The organism is Shewanella sediminis HAW-EB3 (genome assembly GCF_000018025.1).
In the GTDB taxonomy this organism is placed as follows: domain Bacteria; phylum Pseudomonadota; class Gammaproteobacteria; order Enterobacterales; family Shewanellaceae; genus Shewanella; species Shewanella sediminis.
The window spans coordinates 3,131,735-3,154,693 of record NC_009831.1 but is presented as its reverse complement, the minus strand read 5'-3'; the positions used below and the strand labels follow the sequence as shown (position 1 = coordinate 3,154,693).

General features: G+C 46.6%; 19 protein-coding genes. 8 read left to right on the top strand and 11 right to left on the bottom strand.

All coding sequences use genetic code 11. The annotated features are described in order from the left end of the window. Positions 1 to 146: 146 nt before the first annotated feature. Both SSED_RS13655 and SSED_RS13650 read right to left on the bottom strand, forming a co-directional pair. The gene (locus tag SSED_RS13655; RefSeq protein ID WP_012142939.1) at positions 147 to 2,759 is read right to left on the bottom strand and encodes a PAS domain-containing protein; all 2,613 of its coding nucleotides are present in this window, start codon (positions 2,757 to 2,759) and stop codon (positions 147 to 149) included. 171 nt (positions 2,760 to 2,930) lie between these two features. Continuing rightward, a complete protein-coding gene (locus SSED_RS13650) occupies positions 2,931 to 4,436 on the bottom strand; it encodes a methyl-accepting chemotaxis protein (protein WP_012142938.1) in 1,506 nt (501 codons plus the stop codon). A gap of 403 nt (positions 4,437 to 4,839) precedes the next feature. Here SSED_RS13650 and pheS point away from each other — a divergent pair, with 403 nt between their 5' ends. The 4 genes from pheS to lpxM all read left to right on the top strand — a co-directional run bounded on the left by pheS (position 4,840) and on the right by lpxM (position 9,698). Continuing rightward, positions 4,840 to 5,823, top strand: coding sequence for a phenylalanine--tRNA ligase subunit alpha (gene pheS / locus SSED_RS13645; RefSeq protein ID WP_012142937.1), 984 nt, complete (start codon positions 4,840 to 4,842; stop codon positions 5,821 to 5,823). Positions 5,824 to 5,838: 15 nt separating this feature from the next. Beyond that, positions 5,839 to 8,226: a phenylalanine--tRNA ligase subunit beta gene (gene pheT, locus SSED_RS13640; RefSeq protein ID WP_012142936.1), complete on the top strand. Its 2,388-nt coding sequence runs from the start codon at positions 5,839 to 5,841 to the stop codon at positions 8,224 to 8,226. A 5-nt stretch (positions 8,227 to 8,231) separates the two neighbouring features. Next, positions 8,232 to 8,528 (top strand): integration host factor subunit alpha, encoded by a 297-nt coding sequence (gene ihfA / locus SSED_RS13635; protein ID WP_012142935.1) that lies wholly within the window; start codon positions 8,232 to 8,234, stop codon positions 8,526 to 8,528. Between the two features lie 234 nt (positions 8,529 to 8,762). Beyond that, complete coding sequence (gene lpxM, locus SSED_RS13630) at positions 8,763 to 9,698, top strand: lauroyl-Kdo(2)-lipid IV(A) myristoyltransferase (protein WP_012142934.1); 936 nt, start codon at positions 8,763 to 8,765, stop codon at positions 9,696 to 9,698. Positions 9,699 to 9,817: 119 nt separating this feature from the next. Here the strand turns inward: lpxM and SSED_RS13625 are convergent, their stop codons facing one another. After that, entirely contained in the window at positions 9,818 to 10,189 is a 372-nt protein-coding gene (locus SSED_RS13625; RefSeq protein ID WP_012142933.1) for a hypothetical protein, read from the bottom strand. A gap of 10 nt (positions 10,190 to 10,199) precedes the next feature. Further along, on the bottom strand, positions 10,200 to 10,523 hold the full coding sequence (locus SSED_RS13620; protein WP_012142932.1) for a monooxygenase: 324 nt from the start codon (positions 10,521 to 10,523) through the stop codon (positions 10,200 to 10,202). Positions 10,524 to 10,680: 157 nt separating this feature from the next. Here SSED_RS13620 and SSED_RS13615 point away from each other — a divergent pair, with 157 nt between their 5' ends. Together SSED_RS13615 and SSED_RS13610 are read left to right on the top strand one after the other, a co-directional pair. Beyond that, the gene (locus tag SSED_RS13615; protein WP_012142931.1) at positions 10,681 to 11,619 is read left to right on the top strand and encodes a LysR family transcriptional regulator; all 939 of its coding nucleotides are present in this window, start codon (positions 10,681 to 10,683) and stop codon (positions 11,617 to 11,619) included. A 181-nt stretch (positions 11,620 to 11,800) separates the two neighbouring features. Then, a complete protein-coding gene (locus SSED_RS13610; RefSeq protein ID WP_012142930.1) occupies positions 11,801 to 12,769 on the top strand; it encodes a hypothetical protein in 969 nt (322 codons plus the stop codon). Positions 12,770 to 12,847: 78 nt separating this feature from the next. On the opposite strand, the gene SSED_RS13605 is transcribed toward SSED_RS13610, so the two are convergent. The 5 genes from SSED_RS13605 to SSED_RS13585 form a co-directional block, all read right to left on the bottom strand. Beyond that, positions 12,848 to 13,540, bottom strand: coding sequence for a response regulator (locus SSED_RS13605; RefSeq protein WP_012142929.1), 693 nt, complete (start codon positions 13,538 to 13,540; stop codon positions 12,848 to 12,850). A gap of 70 nt (positions 13,541 to 13,610) precedes the next feature. Continuing rightward, complete coding sequence (locus SSED_RS23670) at positions 13,611 to 15,110, bottom strand: ATP-binding protein (protein WP_012142928.1); 1,500 nt, start codon at positions 15,108 to 15,110, stop codon at positions 13,611 to 13,613. Positions 15,111 to 15,280: 170 nt separating this feature from the next. Beyond that, complete coding sequence (locus tag SSED_RS24080) at positions 15,281 to 18,349, bottom strand: Lcl domain-containing protein (RefSeq protein ID WP_012142927.1); 3,069 nt, start codon at positions 18,347 to 18,349, stop codon at positions 15,281 to 15,283. 217 nt (positions 18,350 to 18,566) lie between these two features. Beyond that, positions 18,567 to 18,800 (bottom strand): GrpB family protein, encoded by a 234-nt coding sequence (locus SSED_RS13590; protein WP_012142926.1) that lies wholly within the window; start codon positions 18,798 to 18,800, stop codon positions 18,567 to 18,569. Beyond that, complete coding sequence (locus tag SSED_RS13585; protein WP_012142925.1) at positions 18,790 to 19,680, bottom strand: LysR family transcriptional regulator; 891 nt, start codon at positions 19,678 to 19,680, stop codon at positions 18,790 to 18,792. Before SSED_RS13585 ends, SSED_RS13590 begins: the two co-directional genes overlap by 11 nt. 152 nt (positions 19,681 to 19,832) lie before the next feature. Here SSED_RS13585 and SSED_RS13580 point away from each other — a divergent pair, with 152 nt between their 5' ends. Both SSED_RS13580 and SSED_RS13575 read left to right on the top strand, forming a co-directional pair. Continuing rightward, positions 19,833 to 20,402 (top strand): NAD(P)H-dependent oxidoreductase, encoded by a 570-nt coding sequence (locus SSED_RS13580; RefSeq protein WP_012142924.1) that lies wholly within the window; start codon positions 19,833 to 19,835, stop codon positions 20,400 to 20,402. A gap of 239 nt (positions 20,403 to 20,641) precedes the next feature. Further along, complete coding sequence (locus tag SSED_RS13575) at positions 20,642 to 21,379, top strand: SDR family NAD(P)-dependent oxidoreductase (RefSeq protein ID WP_012142923.1); 738 nt, start codon at positions 20,642 to 20,644, stop codon at positions 21,377 to 21,379. A 229-nt stretch (positions 21,380 to 21,608) separates the two neighbouring features. Here SSED_RS13575 and SSED_RS13570 read toward each other — a convergent pair whose 3' ends face one another. Both SSED_RS13570 and SSED_RS13565 read right to left on the bottom strand, forming a co-directional pair. After that, on the bottom strand, positions 21,609 to 21,896 hold the full coding sequence (locus SSED_RS13570) for a hypothetical protein (RefSeq protein ID WP_012142922.1): 288 nt from the start codon (positions 21,894 to 21,896) through the stop codon (positions 21,609 to 21,611). A gap of 121 nt (positions 21,897 to 22,017) precedes the next feature. Beyond that, complete coding sequence (locus SSED_RS13565; RefSeq protein ID WP_012142921.1) at positions 22,018 to 22,821, bottom strand: hypothetical protein; 804 nt, start codon at positions 22,819 to 22,821, stop codon at positions 22,018 to 22,020. Between the last annotated feature and the right edge of the window lie 138 nt (positions 22,822 to 22,959).

The following is a 22,959-nucleotide window of genomic DNA, read 5'->3' as shown; positions in this document are numbered from 1 at the left end:
AATCCCGCACTACGTGAGCTCCTCAGGATTTCCACTTCTGCTTTGCCTTGGCTAAAAAGGGGGGAACCATTTCTTCGTCAATGCGCCTTGAATTGAAAACCCAGAGGGGCTCTGAATTGATTACATACTTGATGCAATTGGTATTACTAACGTTCGAACGGAAGCGTACAGATCACCCGGGTAAACGTGTTCAGTGCCGATTTGACCTCTAATGTACCGTTTAGTTCTGATCTTACCCAGGCATCCAGACTGGGTAGCGTGCCGGAATAGGCATTTGATCCCAGTTGTGAATTCAGAGCCGCCAGTTTGTCGTCAGCGATCCCCTGACCATTATCTTCTACCGTAATAATTAAGTTATCATCCTGCAGCTCGACTTCTATCGACAGTACCTTAATTTTTTGCTGTCTGGTGAATGCATGAGAAAGACAGTTATTGATCAAGGAGTAAAATATGAGTAACAGATCCCATGAAGAGCGGTTGATACTCAGTTTACTATCACAAACGACCCTTACCTGTATCTCTTGTTCGGTGAGCTGAGGCTCTATAACGACTAGAAAATGTGACAGATAGTGGGACAAGTTAATCGATTTAATTGCCATCTCTTTACCCACAATCAGATGTTGGAAATGGCGTAATTTATCGGTATGTTCTGTCAAGAGGCCGACGATCTCATCATAATTTTCCTGACTAATGCCCGTTTTGTAGTTACAGATGATTGACAGTAACTTGTCTTGCTCTTGAGTGTGCTGCTTTATCAAAGTTGCGAACAGTTGTGGAAACAGTTCATGATTTTTGACCTCTACACGCTGTAAGTTATTGAGCTTATTGATTGATAATTCGAGTGTGTTTGCCTTCTCTTGCAGCTGTTGATTCTCCTGTTTGCTCATCAATAGCTGATGTGAATATTTTGCGAGCTCTAAATTGAGTGATTCATTCTTGTCATGTAACTCCTGACTGATGATTTTTTGCGAGCCGATCTCAAATGCCATGCTGCCTATCGAAGTCATGGTGCCATCATCATCCTTAATGGGGAACTTAGTGACTTGATAAACAATTTCGCCTTGCACCGACGGGATAGGCTGTTCGAAGCTCTGTGGGCTTTGTGTCTTTAGGGTGATGTTATCGTGCTTCAGAATTAACTCGGCAATATGAGCCGGAAAAATCTGGCTGTCCTTGGTCCCTATGATACTGTGTCGTTCAATACCGATAACTTCGCAAAATCGGTCATTGACTAAGATATAAGAGCCATCGATATCTTTGATGCTAATGAGGTTCTGTGATGAGTTCAGCAGCGAATTAAGCTGCTTCTTTCTTAGTTTTAACTCTGTTTGAGCAATCCTTTGAACCGTTAGCTGCTCCTCTAAGGCTAAATTACTGGCGTCGAGGCTGGCGAAAGCCACCTCCAATTGATGACTTCGAGAGATAAATGCTTTAGCTAATTGTCCCAACTCATCTTTACTTATCGTGGCTTCTAACTCTAATTTTGCTAACTGGTTCCCCTGAAGTGCGTTAACCATTCTGGAAATGGGTCTGATGAACAGCTTATGTTGCAGCATAAACAGTAAAATCAGCGCTGCCAGTTGCATGAGTAGCAGGTATATCCCCATTCTGGCGGCAATGATATTGGCCTTATCATTCATTGAGGAGAGTGGTGTGACGAGTACAATCTTCCAAAAAGTCTTTGGCATCATGAAGATGGATACCAATGTCGGCTCATCGAGAATAGGATCATGACCCAGCTCGAAGGAGGCCACTAATGAGGTCGATTTTGGCTTACCTTGTGCATTGAGGTTGATGAGTGCGGCAAGTTTTTCTCTTTGTGAAAAATGGGTGGTGTCCATCAAGTCGGCTAGCTGAAATTGATTATAAGCAGGGTTCTCCTGTGACTCTTCAATCAACTTGGCATCCAGTTCAATCAATTTTCCGTTTATGGGTTCAAATACGGGGTTATTGGCAGTAAAGCTGGCAAATGGCTTGAAGAAAGCGCGCTTATCAAAAATGTTATTTCGATTATCTTTTTTGGGGGCCGCCAATACTCTGTTGCTGTGATCGAGAGCATACATATAGCCATGGTTATCATTCATCGCCTGATGAAAAAAGTGACCTAAACCCAGTAGCGTGACATCGACCGTAGAGACACCTACGAATTGATGTTCAACCCACATAGGAACAGATGCCGTAAGCATTGCCTCATTGGTAAACGGATCGATATACGTTTCAGACCAAAATGTGGTGCCACTGGGATAGAAGCGGGTAGGTTTGTACCAGCTCTCAGAATGATATCCGGGCCCATTTAGACGGTTGTAGTCATCGACCCGTTCCAGCTCCAGAGCCTTGTTTCTGGCCCAGAATAGACTATCGAGCTGTTTAGTTTCATCGAAGCTGCCCGGTTCCGGCCAGATCCCACCGCCGGAGATCAGATCATACTTTCCATTTTTGTCCAACAGTGCAGGAATGGACTTCTCCAATACCTGACTGTCATGGCGGTATATCTCACCTAAAGAGGCGATAGAGACGGCCAGACTCTCTATTTTCGACGTTGTTTGTTGCAGCTTTGCAACTATGGCCAAGCCTTGGTTCTGGCTTAATGTGATCTGTGCCTGTAGCTGGTGGCTTTTCTCTATGGTGAAGAGTATCCATACACTGGATATGATGATCAGTGAGGCGATAATAAACTGAATAAAAGAAAACTTGACCGGTAAACTATCGCTCCAATGCAGAGCCTGCATTCTAGGTTTACTGATCTTGGAGTTGCCCATATATCATTTCAATCCTCTTATGGCATCCGATTAGGTCACTTAGCTTTATTCCGGCTATTAAAAGTTACCTTATCGACTATTTTCATTGAATCGAATAACACGAACAGTTTACCGCTGGCGTCTGACTAAACTGTTCGTGATCTACGCGTACCGACTCTCTTGTATTAATGACTAGATCTTCAAGCCAACAAGCAGATCATCTAACTGCTCGGCAGTGGCATGTAGCTCGTCACAACCTGAAACCGATTCGTTTGCCGATTGCTCTACATTGTGTGACTGATTGCGGATCTCCATCAGGTTAGAGGCAATTTCATTGGCAACCGATGACTGCTCCTCTGCAGAGGTTGCAATGAGTACACTCATCTCCATCACTTTAGAGCTATGGTGTGCAATAGCCTTGAGATCCTCACCCGTGTCCAGTACATGCTTTTTGCCATCATCGGCCTTATCTACGGTGCGCTTCATCACCTGAGTCAGGTTCTGAGCACCGGATTGAAGCGCTTCAATCATAGATTTGATCTCGACGGTCGCGGACTGAGTTCGTCCCGCAAGGGTTCTTACCTCATCGGCAACGACGGCAAAGCCTCGTCCTTGCTCACCGGCTCTGGCAGCCTCGATGGCGGCATTGAGTGCAAGCAGGTTAGTTTGCTCGGAAATGGCGTTAATGGTCGTGACCACTTCATCGATCTTGGCCGCATTCTCATTGAGATCGTGGACGGCGCTTGAGGCATTGGCTATCTCATTGGATAAACCGCCGATAGCGACAACGGTCGTTTCGATGTCTTTGGAGCCGGCATCAACCTGAGTATTGGCTTCCTGAGTCTCAGCCGAAGACTGCTCGGCATTTCTGGCAACCTCAATCACGGCAGCTGTCATCTCCTCCATCGCGGTGGCGAGTGAGTCCAGATGCTGACGTTGATTTGCAGCCAATGACTGACCTTCCTGCGCATTTTGTCTGAATGATTGCACGACTTGACGGATCTGTGTGCTGGCCTGTGTGATCTGTTTGACCAGGGTATGTTGTCTTTCGACCAGTGTATCTATGCTGATAGCCAGTAAACTGAACTCGTCCTTAACTTCGAAAAAGTTGAGACGACTGGTGAGATCGCCGTCGGCGGCTCGCTTAAGGGCCATCACACTGGTGTAGAGTGCGCCTCCGACAAATGTCGAGATGTAGTAACCTGCGATTAAGATGATCACAACCATGAACGCGACGGACATCACAATAGATAACCAATGGTTGCTATCGGTGAGGCTATCGAGAGGGGGGACGGTCAAGGTCGTGGCTAATTGGTTGCTACTGACTTTACTGACCGACTGTAGACCGGAACTTATCTCAAGGTTACCGCCTCCCTGTTGCGCGAGGCGCTCACTCTTGCCATCGAGCTTGCTTATGATTTTAGTATTGGCGACCCGGTTAATTTTCTGCAGGTATTCTGCACGTTGTGCCTCAGGAATAAAGTCATAGCTGATATCAACCACTGAATTTATGCTTTGAGCCTGGTTCAGGCTTGCCTTGTTATGCGTATCAAGCAGCTCCGATTCAAATTGGCTGTTAAGCATAAATGCCAGACCAATCAGGGTGAAGATAGGAACGATAGCTAAAATAGCGAATTTGGTTTTCAGGGTCATATGGATAAGGTATTGATCTATCCAGCGGAATTTTACTTCTTTCATAAGGCTCTCTCTCGGTGATCTTAATTATTTTTTATTTATCGATGGCGCAACCATGGATAGCATTTAGGCGTAATAATGGTAAGTTTTGCTTAGAATTTGCGCATTGACGCTTGTTTTTATGTTTAATTATAAGATACAGAGTAGATGTTACCTTGCTCTATTCCCGATCGCGAGCAAAACTGCAACCTTCTGCTAATTAAATGGCAACAAGTTATCGTTCAAAAAATGTCATCTAAAACCTAAAGATCTCACTAAAATAGGGGTTTAACAGATAAAACAGTTAATTTACACTGGCCAAAAGGGCGGATGTCACGTAAAATTCGTGTCTTTTTCTATTTTCATAAAGAAAAATAGCTAGAACTACAAAGTAACGGCCAATGGGTCGCACGCACTGGAAGAGAAGATGTCACAGTTAACAGAGATCGTAGAACAGGCCTTAGCTGCCATTGAAGGGACCGAAGATTTAAAAGCCCTTGATGAGCTTCGTGTCGATTACCTTGGAAAGAAAGGTAAAATTACCGACATGATGAAGATGATGGGGAAGCTAAGTCCGGCCGAAAAACCGGCATTTGGCCAAGCTGTTAATCAGGCGAAACAAGCAGTACAAAAGCAGCTGTCTGAGCGAATAGACAATCTGAAGGCAAAAGAGCTTGAAGCACAACTTGTAGCAGAAAGCATCGATGTCTCACTACCGGGTCGTCGTATCGACAACGGTGGTCTGCATCCTGTGACTCGCACTATCGAAAGAATAGAAACTTTCTTTGGTGAGCTTGGCTTTAGTGTCAAGGAAGGTCCGGAAATCGAAGATGACTTCCACAATTTCGATGCCTTGAATATTTCTGAGCACCATCCAGCTCGTGCCGACCATGATACGTTCTACTTTAATCCAAAGGTAATGTTGCGTACTCAAACTTCCGGTGTACAGATCCGTACCATGGAAAATGAGAAGCCACCTCTGCGTATTATCTCTCCAGGTCGCGTATACCGTAACGATTACGATCAGACTCACACGCCTATGTTCCATCAGGTTGAGGGTTTGTTGGTTGCTGAGAACGTCAACTTTGCCGAGCTTAAAGGCATACTGCACGACTTCTTACGTAACTTCTTTGAGGAAGACTTAGAAGTCCGTTTCCGTCCTTCATACTTCCCCTTTACAGAGCCTTCGGCTGAAGTTGATGTTATGGGTAAAAACGGTAAATGGCTTGAAGTGCTTGGCTGCGGCATGGTGCATCCAAATGTACTGCGTAGTGTTGGCATCGATCCTGAGAAATACTCTGGTTTTGCTTTTGGTATGGGTGTTGAGCGTCTGTCGATGTTGCGTTACGGCGTTAACGATCTACGTTCTTTCTTTGAAAATGACCTACGTTTCCTCAAGCAATTTAAATAACGGAGCTGTATTAGCATGAAATTTAGTGAATCTTGGCTTCGTGAGTGGGTAAACCCAAGCATTAGTCGTGAAGAGTTATCCCATCAAATCACCATGGCTGGTTTGGAAGTGGATGGTATTGAAGGTGTTGCCGGTGAGTTCAGCGGTGTTATCGTGGGTGAAGTTGTCGAATGTGGTCAACACCCGGATGCCGATAAGCTACGAGTAACAAAGATCAATGTCGGTGAAGATGAGTTGATCGACATCGTTTGTGGCGCACCTAACTGTCGTCTGGGTATTAAAGTTGCAGTGGCTATGGTCGGTGCAGTACTACCCGGTGACTTTAAGATTAAGAAAGCCAAACTACGCGGTGAGCCGTCGTTTGGTATGCTTTGCTCATACGGTGAGCTAGGCATAGACGTTGAAAGCGATGGTATTCTCGAGCTACCAGTCGATGCGCCAATTGGTGCAGACCTTCGTGATTACTTGAGTCTTAATGACGCCGTTATCGATGTTGACTTGACAGCTAACCGTGCAGACTGTCTCGGTATGGCAGGCCTTGCCCGTGAAGTGGGTGTATTAAACCGTCAGTCTGTGACTGAGCCAACTTGGGAAGCGGTTAGCCCAACGATTGATGACGCTATCAAGATCGATCTTCAGGCGCCGGCATTTTGTGCACGTTATTTAGGTCGTGTGGTTAAAAACGTCAACGTGAAAGCCGAATCGCCACTTTGGATGCAAGAGAAGTTGCGTCGCAGTGGTATCCGCTCAATCGATCCTATTGTCGATATTACTAACTACGTGTTGATCGAATTCGGTCAGCCTATGCACGCGTTCGATCTTGCTCAACTGGCAGGTGACATACAAGTACGCATGGGAAGTGGTGATGAGAAGCTAACACTGCTTGATGGTAAAGAGATCACTGTTCCTGCTGACACTCTAGTCATTAGCGATCAAGAAAGGCCTCTGGCGCTTGCTGGTGTCTTTGGTGGCGAATACTCAGGTGTGAACACCGATACTCAGGACATCATGCTCGAGTGTGCGTTCTTCGCACCTCTAGCCATCTTAGGTAAGGCTCGTCGTCTTGGCCTGCACACAGACTCTTCACATCGCTTCGAGCGTGGTGTTGACCCTGAGCTGCAGCATAAGGTGATGGATCGCGCTACACGTCTGGTACTCGATATCTGTGGCGGCGAAGCGGGTCCTGTTGTCGAGGCTAAATCAGAAGAGCATCTTCCTAAGCCTGTTGAGATCGTTTTGCGTCGTAGCAAGCTTGACCGAATCCTGGGTCACCATATCTCTGATGCCGAAGTGACTGAGATCCTTGAGCGTCTTGGCTTTGATGTAACAGTGAATAGCGATACCTGGGAAGTGACGACGGCAACGTATCGTTTCGATATGGCTATCGAAGAAGACTTGATTGAAGAAGTTGCCCGTATCTACGGTTACAACAATATCCCTAACACAGCGCCTGTAGCATCCTTAAGCATGCCTGATCATAAAGAATCAGATATCAGCTTAAAGCGTGTTCGCAGCATGCTTGTTGCCCGTGGTTTCCAGGAAGCGGTGACTTATAGTTTCGTCGATCCTAAGTTGCAAAACTTAGTTCATCCGGGTGAAGAGGCGATGATATTGCCGAACCCAATCTCTGTTGAGATGTCAGCGATGAGACTATCGATGTTTACCGGTCTTTTAGGCGCCGTGGGTTATAACCAGAGCCGTCAACAAAATCGTGTTCGTCTTTTCGAGACCGGCTTACGCTTTGTACCTGATACTACTGCAGAATCAAGTGTACGTCAGCAAGCGATGTTGGGTGCGGTTATCTCAGGTAACCAAAAAGATGAACATTGGTCGATGGAGTCTAAAACGGTCGATTTCTTCGATCTTAAGGGCGACCTCGAAGCCATCATCGGCTTGACAGTTTCCGATGTTGAATTTACTTTTAGAAGTGCAACACATCCAGCTCTTCATCCGGGGCAATGTGCTGAAATATTAAGGAATGATCGAGTCATTGGTATCATTGGTGCGGTACATCCAAGCTTAGAAAAGCCTTTTGGACTCAATGGTAAAACAATTGTTTTTGAGCTCGAATTGGACGCTTTATTACATGCCGGCTTACCGCTAGCCCAGACTGTATCTAAGTTTCCTGCTAACCGTCGTGACATCGCCGTCGTAGTAGATGACAATGTTTCTGCCGGAGATGTTGTAAAAATGATAAGAAAAGTTGGCCAAAATCAGTTGGTTGGCTTAAACTTATTCGATGTATACCAAGGTAAAGGTGTTGAGCCAGGTAAAAAGAGCCTAGCCATCGCACTTACATTACAAGACAACACACGTACACTTGAAGAAAAAGAGATAGCTGAGATGGTAGATTCAGTGGTTTCCGCTCTCAAGTCAGAGTTCAACGCACTGTTGAGGGATTAAAGAATATGGCACTTACCAAAGCCGAAATGGCAGAGCATCTTTTTGAAACGCTAGGAATTAACAAGCGTGTAGCTAAGGAGATGGTAGAGACGTTTTTCGAAGAAATTCGTCAAGCACTCGAAAGTGGTGAGCAGGTCAAGTTATCTGGCTTTGGCAACTTTGACCTTAGAGATAAGAATCAAAGACCGGGAAGGAACCCGAAAACAGGCGAAGATATCCCTATCTCAGCTCGCCGAGTCGTAACTTTCCGACCTGGACAAAAGCTTAAGAGCCGAGTCGAAGAGGCAAACGCGAAAAAATAATCGCGTTAAATAGTTACAGTCAAGGCCACTCAAGTAGTGGCTTTTTCTGTATATTTTTCTAGTGAAATTTGTATCAATCTTATTCGCTTTCCTATTTACAGGTGAGAATTAAATAATCTTTCGAACAAATACAGCTATTTGGATCAAAGGTTTAATTATCCGCCTGTACCTGTAGAAGTGTCTAGCATTGAAAATGCCATTACTCAGCTGTTGGTATTAATTGAGGTCATTTTTTTGTCAAGAAAGCCTAAGTATTTTGATCGTAGGTTCAAAGCTGAACTACTTCATCCCAAATATTGGTCAACCTGGTTTGGGATCCTGATATTAGTTATCTTTGGTTTGATGCCGGCCTGGCTTCGCGACCCATTGGCCCGTTTACTCGCTAAACTGGTGATGACGATTGCAAAGAAACCCATATCGATTGCTCGAATCAATGTCACAGCCTGCTTCCCTGATAAAACACCCACTGAGATAGAAGCATTACTCAAAGATAATATTGAAAACTTTGTCATGATCCTGCTGGCTCAATCTGAGCTGCTGGTACGCTCTAACGCTAACCTGCGTCGCAGGGTCAAGTTGGTGGGGTTTGAGCATGTTGAGAGTGCACGAGCGGCCGGTCAACCGGTGATATTTATCATGCCTCATGTATGGGGCATCGAATATGCGGGCCTTAGGCTCAACCTCGACCTGCCTATGGTGAGCATGGCCAAGGCGCATCGTAATGGCCTGTTTGACTGGTTTAACAACCGTATGCGTAGCAGCCTTGGTGGCAACATCTATATGCGCGAGGCGGGGATCCGGGCACTCTTGTCTGAGCTTAAAAACAATAACAGCTTCTTCTATCTTCCCGATGAAGATTTAGGGCCGGATAAAAGCGTCTTTGCCCCTTTCTTGGGCACGGTTAAGGCGACACTGCCCGTTGTCGGGCGTCTGGCCCAGGCCGGTAATGCTCAGGTGATGCCGGTAAAAATCGGCTATAACCAGCAGACTCGTCAATTTGAGTTAACGGTCATGCCAGCCATCGAGCCCGATGAGATGAAGGGTAAAGAGAACGAAGCGATTGCCCTGAACAAGGCCGTTGAGCAGGTGATCTTAGCTTATCCTGAGCAGTATATGTGGTTCCTGAAGGTGTTGAAGACACGCCCCGAGGGTGAAGCGCCACTGTATTGAGCTGATACTTGATGCCGTCGCTGCTGTGGCTGTGATGCTATATCAGTGAAAGTGAAAGGTGAGATTTAAGCCATGGCTTAAACTCACCTTTTTTATTGCTCCTCTCAAGCTGCGTTCAGTTACTGCTTTTTCATCTGCATAAAGCTCATTACCGACAATAGGGTAAAGAATGCCGGGTCGCTCCAGCCAAAACCAACGAAGATGCCAGTCACTCCCGCATACAGAGTAATAATCACCCCCAAGCCATTCGAGATTGTCAGAGCCAGAAACAGATTTTTTGCCAGCTTACCGGCCTCAATCTCACGCAATAACAGGCTTATCGTGGCAATGCCCCCCAGAAATATCGACGTGTGCTGAGAGAGGAAATAGGCATACTTATCGTGAATTTCCAGTCCATACATAGGCCACATCAAGGTGGGCATAAAGAATAGCGCCAAGGCGAATACCGTGTATACACTGCCGTGGGCAGTTAAAAATGTCTTGTTGTTCATCACGCTCTCCTTACTTCTGCGCCTTCTTCTGCGCTAGTGGCGCGTGGTTAACCTTAGATAGCGTCTGGTTTACATCGAAAATTAGCCCTCTGATACCTGATATCCCCATCTTACTTAAACGAGCCGTATGCATCTCCAGATAGGCCTGTGCACTCGCTTCATCTTCAAACAGATACACTCCACCGCCGAGCTGCTTAGCTTCATTTTCGGTCCATATCTTCCAAATCATTCCTGGCTCATGGTTAATTGACTCGGCTAAACCGGCAAGCATGGTCGCCATCTCATCTCCAAAAGGGCCATTAAAACCAAAATCGACCTGTAGTAACTTTTGCATCTCTCTTCTCCAATATAAATTTAGCAAGATTGCTTAACGTGAGAGCGGGTATTCAGAAATATTGTTCTGCATCTCGCTGGCATAGGTGCAATAATACCTACAGAAATTGAACATAAAAGTTCATAAAACTGCGGTTATATGTGGAGAAATTCGACCGATGAGATTGAAAACCACACTGGATCAGTGGCTAACCCTGTATGAAATTGACCGAGCTGGCAGTATTCAGGCCGCTGCGACAGCATTGAACAAGAGCCACACCACGCTAATCTATTCGGTCAAAAAGCTTGAAGCGCAGTTAGGTGTCTCTCTTGTGGAGATAAAGGGTCGCCGTGCGGTACTGAGTGACGATGGAAAGGCGCTCCTTCGCCGGGCAGATTCGATGTTAGAGCAGGCGAGGGAGCTCGAAGAGATAAGTACGCAACTTGCTAAAGGGATCGAGTCGGAGATCACCATCGCCATCGATCACCTCTGCGATCGCAGCTGGTTATATCAACCTATGGCGGATTTCCTGGCACAAAACAGCAGTACCTCCATTCAAGTGGTCGAGACCTCACTGTCTAAAACAACACAGATGGTGACCGATGAACTGGCCGACATCTCTATTGTTACCCTGCCTGTCACTAACTATCCATGTGAGGCCTTCGGTATTGTGACTATGCTCCCCGTGGTGGCCAAAAGCCATCCGCTGGCAGCCAAGCAGCCCCTCTGTTCGGCGGACTTCACCACCACAAGCCAAATCGTTGTCAGAGATTTAGGCGGCACACTTAAGCAAGTTGTAAAGCAAGAGGCAAAACAGGGTGCGCAACAAGAGGCAAAACAAGATGTGGGTTGGCTCAGGTCCCGACAGCGTATTACGGTGGATAATTTCGACCACGCCTGGCAGGCCGTAGAGCAGGGCGCTGGTTTTTGCCGCCTGCCGGAGCACCTCTTAAGCAGCAGAAGCATGGATAATGTCGTTATCTTAAAAGTAGATAATGCCCAGCGCTATCAGGTGCCTATGCACTTAACCTTGCCGAAAGGCGCCAAAACCGGCCCCGCCGCAAAGTGTCTGTACCGGCTGTTGATGGAGAGTAAAAAGCTTAGGTCGAAGGTGTAATCAATTAAAGTTAATGAAGTCACACTTCACCGAGAAGGGGGGGTCGCAATGGGGTAGGCTTGTGTAAGTGGTTAAGACTAGCGTTATTTCTTATGCTGACCGCAAGGCTGTGTTAAAGAGTATTTTTTTTGTACTATGATATCTTTCATGTTTACTCGTGTTTGATAGATAAGGATTGTCTGTGTCGGAAATAGTAAAGGCTGATAAAAGAAAACAGCTTCTGGCTTATGTCTTATTCGCACTAGTGGTCGCGCTGGTAATTTTTGTACAAACAGATTATTTTTCAGAGCTGTTAACTGTCGATACAGAAGGTTTAAGTCAAAATGAATTTTGGGAAGCCAGTCTCAGAGAGTTAATTCATGCTCAGATTCTTAATGTGATTGTGTTACTTTGCTTTATTTTTTTCGCCTATAAATTTGTTCTTCTTGGGGTTGTCACCTTAACAGAACAAAGATTCCCACCTGTTAATCATAAAGTCGCATTCGATACTAAAGTGATTAAAGGTCGTAAAGCTAAAGTTCAGGCATATTTTATGTTTTTCGCTGCATTTGTTCTACTGATTACCCCAATATTTCGCTCTTACTTCATATATTTAACCTATGTAACATTAGATGAGGCGTACGAATCGATTGTTGTACATGAGGAACAATGGAATCGCTATCGACAAGAATATATTGAGCAGTACCCGGACACACCTCAGTCAGCATATTTCGTCTATAAACAAGGAGACTCGAACAAAGCGAGAAGAATGATAAATACACTCATCGAGCAGGGAGATGATGAAGCCCTATTTGCAAAATATCAGTTAAATCTGAAAAGTGAGCTCTTTGAATTATCTCAGGATGAATCAGTCCGCGAGCTGGACAAGTTATGTGAAGTCTATATTCAACCATGTTTGTTTCTTGCCGACTATTATATCGATTTAAGAGATTTTGATAGTGCCTTTAGTAGCCTTTTATGGGTTCAGCATATTGATCACTTTGAGATATATTCTAAGTTTATGTGGCTGTACAGTGTTAATTCGTGGCACAGAAAAGATAAAGCTAAGGCTGCGGTATATGCCGATTTGATATCTGACATACCAATGCCTGATTGTGATGAAAAAACCATGTTTTCATTAACTAAGTATGAGTCTAATAAGGCTGACTAACTAGTAGCCGTACTTTAAAACTGTTCGCTGTCTTTAATTGTGTCAGGCATTTAGTTAGGCATTTAATTAGAGAAGCGCTTACTCATATTTATAGCCCGCGCCATATACAGAGTGAACGGCGCTCTCCTCTATGCCGATAGAGGCGATTTTCTTACGTACCTTCTTAATGTGGCTGTCTATGGTTCTGTCGCTGACGACGTGGCGGTCATCGTAGATGATGTCCATCAACTGATCCCTTGAGAATATTCGTCCCGGTTGTTTAAACATCGCATGAAACAGGTAAAACTCGACCTTAGTCAGTTCACATTGGAAGCCGGACTTAGAGACTTTAAAGCCCTCTTCATCGAGTCGAATACCATCGAGTTGAATATCGTTAGTGTTAGAAGATGTCTGATTGACGACTCTGCGTATCACAGCTTTGACTCTAGCCACCACTTCACGCGGGCTAAAGGGCTTACAGATGTAGTCATCTGCCCCAAGCTCCAGGCCGAGCAAGCGGTCAATCTCCTCTACGCGGGCCGTGATCATTATGATGGGGATGTTTGAATGCTGCCGGATCTGTTTACACACCTCCAAACCATCGAGCCCGGGAAGCATAAGGTCTAACAAGATCAGATCGCAGGGGTGACTGGCCAGCCACCCCAGTACCTCATCGCCGCGATGGAGTTGATGGGGCTCGAAGGATGAGTCACAAAGGTAGTCGGCCAACAGCTGCGCTAGTTTCAATTCGTCTTCAACAATCAAAATTTGTTTCGCTGCTTCTCTGTTCATCCCGGTGCCTGCTATCAGTTATTGCTTTTGGTTACTAGAATTAGTTATTAGAGTCAGTTCTTATCGTCAGTTATTTGAGCGGAAGCGTGATATCGAACCTCACGCCATCTAAGCTTGAAGGCCTGGCGGTAATGGTGCCGTTATGCGCCTCGACGATGTTCTTCGCTATGGATAAGCCTATACCCGAACCGCCCGAATTTCGATTTCGTGATGATTCGGTGCGATAGAGGCGATCAAACAGTTTAGTCAGCTGCTCTTCTGTCACTCCCGGTGCTGTATCGCTCCAGCTGATGATAACGTTCGGCCCCTCTGTTTTAACTGCCACCTTGACCATGCCATTGGGATCGCTATAGGCCAGACTATTATTGAGCAGATTGAGGAACAGTTGATTCAGGCGGTGCTCATCGCCCTTAAGTATCAATTCATCCTGTTCACAGATCTGTTCGATGCTAAACCCGGCACTATCTATGCTCTCTTTTTTACTCTCGATAACCTGGTCTAAAATCTCAATGAGATCGACATTTTCGAAGCGATAACTCAGCGCGCCAATGTCTGACATAGACAACTCATGCAGGTCATTAATCAGAAATGCTAAACGCTTAACCTCTTGGTAGAGGGAGTTGACCGACTCGGCCGAGTAGTCGCGAATACCATCCTGAAGTGCTTCTAACTCCCCCTGCAAGATGGCGACGGGGGTTCTGAGCTCGTGGGAGATATCGGCTATCCACTGCTGACGGGCTTTCAAGTTACGATCCAAAGACGTTGCCAGACGATTAAAGTCCTGACATAGCTCGCCAATCTCATCATCGCTCGACACTGTGATGCGAGTGGTAAACTCGCCTTTACTGATCTTATGGGCGGCATTGCTGAGTTTAATAATAGGTTTAACGAAAAATCGGCTCTGGATCAGGGCGATAAGCGCCGAAATTATTATGACGAAGATAACAATCCAGATTAAATTGGTCGTTAACTTATCGACAAACAATTGGTCAAGCTGCGAGGTGATATGGGTAGTTCTATGGTAGCCCAGGTATCCTACCGTTTGGTTCTCCAGCGTGATGGCTATCCAGTTGACGGTATCAAGTTTATCTTCCCGGCCCAGCAGCAGTCGATGATCTTTGTCGGCGATAAAAATGACCGGTGGTCTGGGGCGGGGGGCATCATGGGCTAAACCGGGTTGTGGGGCTCTTCGGTCAACGGGTCTGTTCTCTTGTCTGATAAGGGGCCTATTATCCGGCCTTGGCCGTGGCGGACGCTCACCATTTGCTGCTTGTGGCCGAAATTGTGCCCGGTCAGGGTTGCTGTTTCTCGGCACATAATAGGTTTCGATAAGCGTTCGCCAGGTAGAACGGCCTCGTTCCCGTAGCCAATGCCAATCCTGCTGATTCTGGTACTCTCTGGCCACAGCGTCGACCATGGGAGCTAACTCTTTCTCCCGGTTTGCATCCAGGTATTCACGAAAACTGCTGCTGAATGAGAGGCTACTGAGAATGTAGATGCCAAGCACGATAAAGATATTAGCCGTGATGATGGCTAAAAATAACTTGTGCTTAATCTTAAACTTCATCATATGACCATGCTTATTCCGGGTTTGTCTTGAACGACCTGTTTGTCATTAACCTAACTTCTTTAAACAAAAGTTTCTTTAAATAAAAGTAACTTGCAACAAAAAGGTACAGATATAACGAGCTGCAACTATTACAAAAGTACCTTGTTTTAGAAACTTATACCAATTCACACCTACTCATTCAGCTCTGCCAATCCAGAATAATCACTCCTGTAATGTGTCGCCTTAAATATCTCTGAGCCATATTGATATTCCCACACGACTTCATGACTGGCATTATATTCAAACAAGCGTCCCTCTGTGCCTTCACAAACCAGGGTATTGCCGTTCTCAAGTCGCTGCGCCCCCGAGATATGGTCGGCATAAAACTCGCCGGAAACGCCTTCGCTATAACTATTCACCAGCTCACCGGGTGTGCAGTCCTCTCCCTGAAAACAAAATTCGTCTACGGAGGAGTAATTGCCCTCGGGTCGGTTGGCGCCATTGTTAAAGACCAAAATATTGCCATCACCGGGTGTACCTGATTCAATAAATTGGGCGTCATGCTGAACAAACAGAGTTTGCTCGCCGTCGCCTCCATGGGCCGAGGGATTGCCGACCCGGCTCACTATACCTTGGCTGGCACCGCTATGGTCGATGACCCAGTACTCACTGAAGTTATGCACGCTTATCAATATTTGGTCGGTAGCGCTGTCGTAGTCGACCGAGTTAACATGGGTCCAGTCGGCGGAGCCTGAGCCGTTAAAGAAGTTCAGATCAACCTTATCGGTATGCTCACCGATATCGGTAACATAAGTCTGGGTAATGCTGCTATCTACATCCTGGACGACATGATCCCAGATACTCCAGCGCCAGACAATCTCACCGTCGGTGCAGCTGCTCTGTTCACCGGCCCGACATATTTCATAGACCGCGTCGGCCCACAGGGTGTCATCGAATACACTGGTTCTGCCCAGCGCCAGCGCCTCTTCGGCGGTTTTAGCCTCCCAGACAATGGCCAGAATATTGCCGTTAGGCAGAACCTCAACATCGTGATGGCTCAGATAGCTGTCGGTGGCCAGACTGGTGCTCCAAATAACATCGCTATTCCAGTCCAAAACCTCGATGACACCGGCGCTGCCGCCGGTTTGCCCCGAAAATGTGGTGGGTTTATTGTTTATCACGCCCGGTCGTAACAGTTCGCCGCTTTCCATAAGGTAGACCGACAGGCCAGGGCGGTAGTCGCTCTGCCAGCTATGCAGCGTGTTAGTTTGCTGGTCTATCAGGTAAGTGTCGGTCGATTGCATCGGCGAAAACAGGGTGTAGCCTTCACTAGCTACTACATCTTCGCTCGGCTCACTATCGCGTACACACCTGACCTTGTTGTTATCCCGCAAGATATCGCCCTGAGGCCCGTGGTAATAGAAGGTGCCGTTGACGCCGGTGCTCGATCCTGCCCCCGGAGTGGAGGAGACCGCCGTTTTATTGTTACTGCGCTGAGCACCCGCGCCGTGTACGTCCATGATATTGCCATTCATATAGCCCAGGGCGCGGCCAAATGAGACATAGGTGGCACTGCTGCCATTATCGTTATAGGTGGCATGGGTACTCGATGCCCAATAAAAACCCCAGTCATCTTCACCGGCTTCATTGTTAAACGAGCTGGCATTAAATATCGGATCTATGGCTGCCTGGTTATGGGTGTCCGGTGAGCGGCTGTAATCTACTATGCTCTGCAGCTCCTTTGCATCAGGCAGTCTCCAGTCTGTGTGTGAGGCGGTGGTCGCCGCTTCACATTGCGCTACCGCATCCTCCCAATTCACTGAGTCGCTATCATCTTGCTGCCACATCAAACCGGTGGCATCGTCATTGACTGTCAGATCGCCATTATCACTGAACGCATTGACGCCATAATCTGTGTTGCCGCTGACACAGCGCACATAGAAGGGTAATCTCTCGCTGGGGTAGCCCTTGATGCGACCATCGACGAAGTTAACCCCAAATGTGGTGGCGTCGGCGTTCATGGTCGTACTGACATACTGAGTGCTGGAGGCAAACTGGCCGTCGATGATCCGCTCGCCACTGGCTAGATCACCGAAAGCCCAATCGAATATTTCATCGATGAAAGGGGTTAACGCTGAGGTATCCGTGCCCTGGTAGCCGCTTGGGTCTTTGCCGCTGAATTGGATCAAGGAGTATGACTCTTTGATGCTGGGCAGACGCCAGTCATTGCGTCCACCATAGGTTAAATTTTCGCAGTAGCTTACTGTGTCACTCTGATAAAGCTTGTCATCGCTGGTCAGTGAACCGTCACCATTGATATCACTGCTCTGCTGCCAGATAAGGCCGGTAATATTGTCGGTAACGATTAACCCGTCATCGCTGAGGGTATAACTGGGCTGGTTACCGCTATAGTCGGCGTCATAGCCGTTGCCTATACAGCTGGTGGCGCCCCCGGATGTTGAGTCGTAGCACTGGTTTTGATTGGTATCGACGATGGCATAGCTTCGACTGACAGGTGTCGTGCCGCTGCTGGTGCTGCTAATGGTCACCGAATCGGCCAGGCTGGTCTCACTGCCATCACTGACAACTAAAGATACCTGATAGTCGCCATCGGTATCGGCGGTAAACTCAGGGCTCACCGTGCCTGCACTGTTCAGGCTGGCACTGCTGCCAACCTGGACTGAATCTAATGTCCAGCTGTAGGTGAGGGCATCACCATCGACGTCCGAGCTGGCGCTGCCATCGAGCGTAATACTGGACCCTGTTGTGACGCCTCTGTCGACTCCGGCATTGGCCACGGGCGTATTGTTAGTGTCCGTCGCCGCTGCGGTAACGGTAACGGTGTCGACACTGCTGTCTGTGCCATCCGATACGGTTAATGCAATAACATAGCTGCCATCTATGTCAGCGCTAAAGCTAGGATTTGCGCTGCTGGCACCATTGAGGGCGGCAACGCTGCCATCGGGCAAAGAGATAAATGTCCATTGGTAGTTTAAGGTGTCACCATCGGCATCACTACTGCCACTGGCGTCCAGGGTGACGACTACAGCTGACATAACCGTTTGGTCGATACCTGCGTTAGCCACTGGCGCACTATTATCTACGGGAGTGACTGCGGGAGGAACGGTGGGGGGAAGCTGAGTGTCATCAGCCTCGCTGGAGTCGCCACCACAGCCACTCAGCGCGATAGCTAATAGCGATGCAATGCTCACAGAGGCAATCCTTACAGATGCAGTAGAGTGTTGTCTGGTGAACGTCATTTTTGGTGCTCCTTATCTACTTCACCAACGAGTGTCGATCTCATAGCCATCGTTCTCTTTGGTCTTTAAGTGTAAGGGTCAATGGCTGCTTTGCAGTGATAACCCTAGCTTAGGGACACCATAACGGCACAATGTGCAGGAAATGTGGAAGGGGGATAAGAGCTTTAAGTTTTTAGTTGTAAGCAAGAAGAGTGGACTGCCCTGATATAAAATCTTGCTAGTTGCCAAACCACTGGAGAACTAGTTTTTCATTTGCAGTATTGAATTCCTTAAGGTTGCTAACCTCAATTAGAATATCAACAACAGGCTTAGCTGTTAATCCAATGACAGCTGTACTGCCAATATGCTCGATCTTAACGGCATTGATACCAAGCGCATTGATATGAGTGCCGTATTCCCTCACTATTTTTGTATCTTGATTCTTATCGGCTTTAGTACCATCAACGCCCATTTTTCAGATGTTCGATGAACAATCGAAGTGGCATCATGGCTCGATACTCCTTTGGGAAATAGATATTCATGCTTGGTAAAGGGGCCTGATGCTCAGTCAGGACCTCCACTAACTTTCCATCTGCCAAGGCATCGGTGCAGTAATCACGAAAGGTAAAGGTCAGCCCAAGCCCCTGAAGTGCCAGATCGATCGTGGCAGGTGATGAATTGGCAATCAGGTTGCCGCGAACTTCGACCGGATAGGCGTTATCTGGCCCGGTGAAGATCCAAGGCGCTAATTGTCCTGAACTTGGAAACCGATAGCGAAGGCAGTTGTGATTCAACAGATCCCTCGGGTTGCATGGAACACCATGTGTCTCAAGGTATTCAGGGCTCGCCACCACAGCTGTTTTCAGTGGATCGCTCAGGTTGACCGCAACCATGTCCTGTGCAATCAATCCACCAAGGCGGAAGCCAGCGTGTAAGCCCTCATCCAGAATATCCGACATAGCATCGGTCATAGACAATTCAACCTCGATCTCTGGGTAATTTTTCTGAAACGTAGCAAGTTTGTTTCGAACCAGCAGAAAGTAAGCAAACTCGGGTATTGCGAGCTTCAGGGAACCACGCTCATCATGCCCTGCGGTTTGCGCACTGTACAAACCTTCGCCTAGCTGCTCGAAGGCGGGTCCGGTGCTGCGGGCCAGTGCCCGTCCAGCCTCGGTTAGGCTAATTGCACGGGTTGTTCGGATAAACAGCGCGGTGCCGAGCTGTTCTTCCAGCTTTTTTAATTGATGGCTCACGGTTGAAGGCTTAACCCCGAGCTCTCGGGCCGCACCGCGCAGGCTCTTTTGGCACGCAATGGCGTTGAATACTTCAAGGGTGGAAAGGGGTAGGCGCATTGGTAGATTTCATTCACTAGAGAGGTTGATAATCGGTGTATTGTTGACTTTAGTGAACCTAACTAAAGTAAGCAACAAGTAAACGACATATTTTAATTATCGTGGCGAACAACAACAGCGCCACGAGGAAACGCAACAGTGAGGCCTGCTTTATGAACATCCTTGTGTTAACCGCTCATCCTGATCTTTCTACCTCCACCGCCAATCGAAAGTGGTTTGAAGCCCTGTCAGATGTTGATGGGATCATCACCCGCGACCTGACGGCCGTAGGGGGGCCTGAAATGCGCTTTAATCCATCTGTTGAGCAAGCGCTTCTTGAGCAGGTCGATCGTGTGGTGTTGCAGTTCCCGTTCTATTGGTACTCTTCACCGCCGGTCCTCAAGGCATGGCTCGATCAGGTGCTACTCTTTGGTTTTGCCTATGGCCCCGATGGTAAAAATCTTCGGGGAAAGGAGTTGGTGCTTGCAATCTCCACCGGAGGTCCGGCCGAAAGCTTTCAACCTGGTGCATTCAACAGCTTTACCATGTCTGAATTTCTGACGCCCTTTCAGCAGACCGCGCTTATGACCGGTATGAGCTACTTGCCGCCATTTGTACTTCATAGCGCGATGAGCAGAGACCAAACCAATCTCAATGCCAGTGTTCCTGCGTTGATTTCCCATGTGACCAGTACCCGACTTAACTACAACGCCAAACTGCCAGATGCTGAATCACGGCAGTGATAAACGTCACTATCACTACTGGAGATAAAGTGGAGCCAATCATTCCACTTACGAGTGAATATTAAATAGAAATTCAAGACCTTATGGGGGCTTTACCCCCCCGCAAGTTGGCGTCTGAAAGTCCACAAGTTGGATTTACGCTCGTGACGTCAACAGGACAAATGTGTGTTAGTCAGGGCACTACCGAGCGCCTGCCTGGCAATTAAATCACCCGGTTACATAACTATCAGGAAAACCAAATGGAAAATTTTGAAAACAAAGTGGTACTAATCACAGGTGGCGGAACAGGAATTGGGAAAGCCACGGCATCGGCCTTTATCGCCAAAGGGGCAACGGTGGTTATCACCGGCCGAAGACAGTCCGTTCTTGAGGAAACAAGCCAGGAGCTAGGGCCGCAGGTCTACCCCATAGTCGGAGATGTCAGCAAGAAAGGGGGCCCCGCTCGAATTGTTGAGGAGACCATCAGCAAATTCGGACGGCTGGATGTTCTGGTGAATAACGCCGGAACCGGTAAGATGGGCCCGCTATCTGAAACGAGTGACGAAGACATTGAGAGCATTTACCGAACCAACGTGTTTGCGCTTCTGGCTCTTGTCCGTGAGGCAACTGTCCATCTTGCCAATAGTAAGGGGGCTGTGGTCAATATTTCATCCGTTGCGGCACAGGGCATGATGCCAGCCGTGGCGGCCTACGCGTCATCCAAGGCGGCCGTGGAGCATGCCACCAGACTACTCGCTGCAGAACTTGGCCCAATGGGGATAAGGGTCAATGCAGTCGCACCGGGTCTTACAAACACAGATATAGCCGCCGATGTAAAATCAAATGAAGAGATGCTGGGGATGATAATCGCTCAAACCCCTATGGGTCGCCTTGGCGAACCCAAAGACATCGCAAATGTGGTTCTGTTAATGTCCGGCAGCGGTGCCGGGTGGATCACCGGGCAATCTGTGCAAGCCGGAGGCGGTTTTTTACTATAGAGCGTACTGAGATGAATCTTGCTCTTAAATGATCCCGGAATTAACTCCGTTGAAAACCCAATCTTAGGGTTTTCAACGGACCCGGCTATGAGCACTATTCAGGCTTCTACCTGATATGCTTCATTAGTATGAACACCTACTCAAGTGATGAGTAATAGTTGGCTAAAAAGGTGTAGCAAAGCGAAACCGAGCAAACTGTTACGTGTCATGTTGAATTTATTGTTATGTTTCAGTTTAATGAAGCAATATACGCTTCTGACTTTTTACGGTAACTTTCTTCAAAAGCTATAATGGCAGCTACAATCCCTGAGCAGAATAATACCGTTAATGCTGATGGAAGGATCGCGACAGCAATAGCAACCCACTGACTTATACCAAATCCCAGCTGCATAAAAAATTGACTAAAGAAGCCGGCAATTGAAAGCATAATTGTTAGTATTGCCAATACAGTGGTAAGCCTTGTAATTAGTAGCAATAAAGGTAGATTTTTTGATGATAAATTTTTATACGGCTTCATAATGGATTCCATCCTTGAAATATAATGCCCCGTTCAGGGGCTTTTAATAGTCGGCTAAAATAACGAACGCAGTGAGGAGAAACCAAATGTTAAAAGTCCCACGCCGCAACGGATTGTTAGATTAAAAACTCCTGATTTCGCCATTTTTTTTGAACCATATTAGTTCACCAGGCATGAAAGTTTGGCCTTGTATAGTCGTCTCTTTTGCAACCGTACCACTTTTAACTTTACCTATTGAATAAAATTGAATCTGTGAGTCTGCTTTATAAGTTATTCCAGCTATTTCACTATTTTCGGCAAGCGTGGCATTTTCAATTTCTCCCTCTTTATTGAAAAAAGGGCCGATTCCATCAACCGAATATTTAATGCCATTAATATATTGATCACTCACAAGTTGACCCACGCTTATACCGAAATCGTGAAATCGTATTTGCCCTTTTTTGAAATTTATACCTTTATATTCGAAATTTTTTGAGGCAATGACACCAAGTACTTTTCCATTCGGGTTGTAAAAAAAGTATGAGCCTTTTGGCATTTCAACACCGTTATAAACTTCAGCGTGTAAAAGTGGGTTACCACCAAATTCGTTACCTAAAGCATTTTCGCAGGACTCTGATACGTATTCCCTATTGTCTTTTATGCACATTAACGTACTTGAAATGTTGCCGCTATCTGAGCAGAGCCTCTCAATATCGTCTCTACAAGGTTTATTCAATGTACTGAAAGAAAAGCGCTCCCGTGTTTTCAATATGGAAAGGACTTGTATTTTAAGTGATTCCAATTGTTCTTTATCTGTTATTCCATACTGCGTAGCCAATTCTTCAAGTTTTTTGTTTAAGTCAGCTTCTTCAACTGCAAATGCGGAAGTCAGCGTATTACAAAATAAAAGTAAGAAAATAATGGCGATGTATAATTTTGCTCTCATATTTCTCTTTTAATCTAACAGCTTATTCAATAGCAGCAGGATAACGTTCTCTACTGCTTGATTATTTTAGTAAGGCTATCACTTGTAACTCATTGTTGTAAATGGTTTATTTCTTGGTTAGTCTAACAAATCGCTCAC

What these genes read in the sequence shown, in the direction of transcription:
- SSED_RS13655 (WP_012142939.1), bottom strand. Translation starts at nt 2,759, where the DNA reads ATGGGCAACTCCAAGATCAGTAAACCTAGAATGCAGGCTCTGCATTGG.
- SSED_RS13650 (WP_012142938.1), bottom strand. Translation starts at nt 4,436, where the DNA reads ATGAAAGAAGTAAAATTCCGCTGGATAGATCAATACCTTATCCATATG.
- pheS (WP_012142937.1), top strand. Translation starts at nt 4,840, where the DNA reads ATGTCACAGTTAACAGAGATCGTAGAACAGGCCTTAGCTGCCATTGAA.
- pheT (WP_012142936.1), top strand. Translation starts at nt 5,839, where the DNA reads ATGAAATTTAGTGAATCTTGGCTTCGTGAGTGGGTAAACCCAAGCATT.
- ihfA (WP_012142935.1), top strand. Translation starts at nt 8,232, where the DNA reads ATGGCACTTACCAAAGCCGAAATGGCAGAGCATCTTTTTGAAACGCTA.
- SSED_RS13625 (WP_012142933.1), bottom strand. Translation starts at nt 10,189, where the DNA reads ATGAACAACAAGACATTTTTAACTGCCCACGGCAGTGTATACACGGTA.
- SSED_RS13620 (WP_012142932.1), bottom strand. Translation starts at nt 10,523, where the DNA reads ATGCAAAAGTTACTACAGGTCGATTTTGGTTTTAATGGCCCTTTTGGA.
- SSED_RS13615 (WP_012142931.1), top strand. Translation starts at nt 10,681, where the DNA reads ATGAGATTGAAAACCACACTGGATCAGTGGCTAACCCTGTATGAAATT.
- SSED_RS13605 (WP_012142929.1), bottom strand. Translation starts at nt 13,540, where the DNA reads ATGAACAGAGAAGCAGCGAAACAAATTTTGATTGTTGAAGACGAATTG.
- SSED_RS23670 (WP_012142928.1), bottom strand. Translation starts at nt 15,110, where the DNA reads ATGATGAAGTTTAAGATTAAGCACAAGTTATTTTTAGCCATCATCACG.
- SSED_RS24080 (WP_012142927.1), bottom strand. Translation starts at nt 18,349, where the DNA reads ATGACGTTCACCAGACAACACTCTACTGCATCTGTAAGGATTGCCTCT.
- SSED_RS13590 (WP_012142926.1), bottom strand. Translation starts at nt 18,800, where the DNA reads ATGGGCGTTGATGGTACTAAAGCCGATAAGAATCAAGATACAAAAATA.
- SSED_RS13585 (WP_012142925.1), bottom strand. Translation starts at nt 19,680, where the DNA reads ATGCGCCTACCCCTTTCCACCCTTGAAGTATTCAACGCCATTGCGTGC.
- SSED_RS13580 (WP_012142924.1), top strand. Translation starts at nt 19,833, where the DNA reads ATGAACATCCTTGTGTTAACCGCTCATCCTGATCTTTCTACCTCCACC.
- SSED_RS13575 (WP_012142923.1), top strand. Translation starts at nt 20,642, where the DNA reads ATGGAAAATTTTGAAAACAAAGTGGTACTAATCACAGGTGGCGGAACA.
- SSED_RS13570 (WP_012142922.1), bottom strand. Translation starts at nt 21,896, where the DNA reads ATGAAGCCGTATAAAAATTTATCATCAAAAAATCTACCTTTATTGCTA.
- SSED_RS13565 (WP_012142921.1), bottom strand. Translation starts at nt 22,821, where the DNA reads ATGAGAGCAAAATTATACATCGCCATTATTTTCTTACTTTTATTTTGT.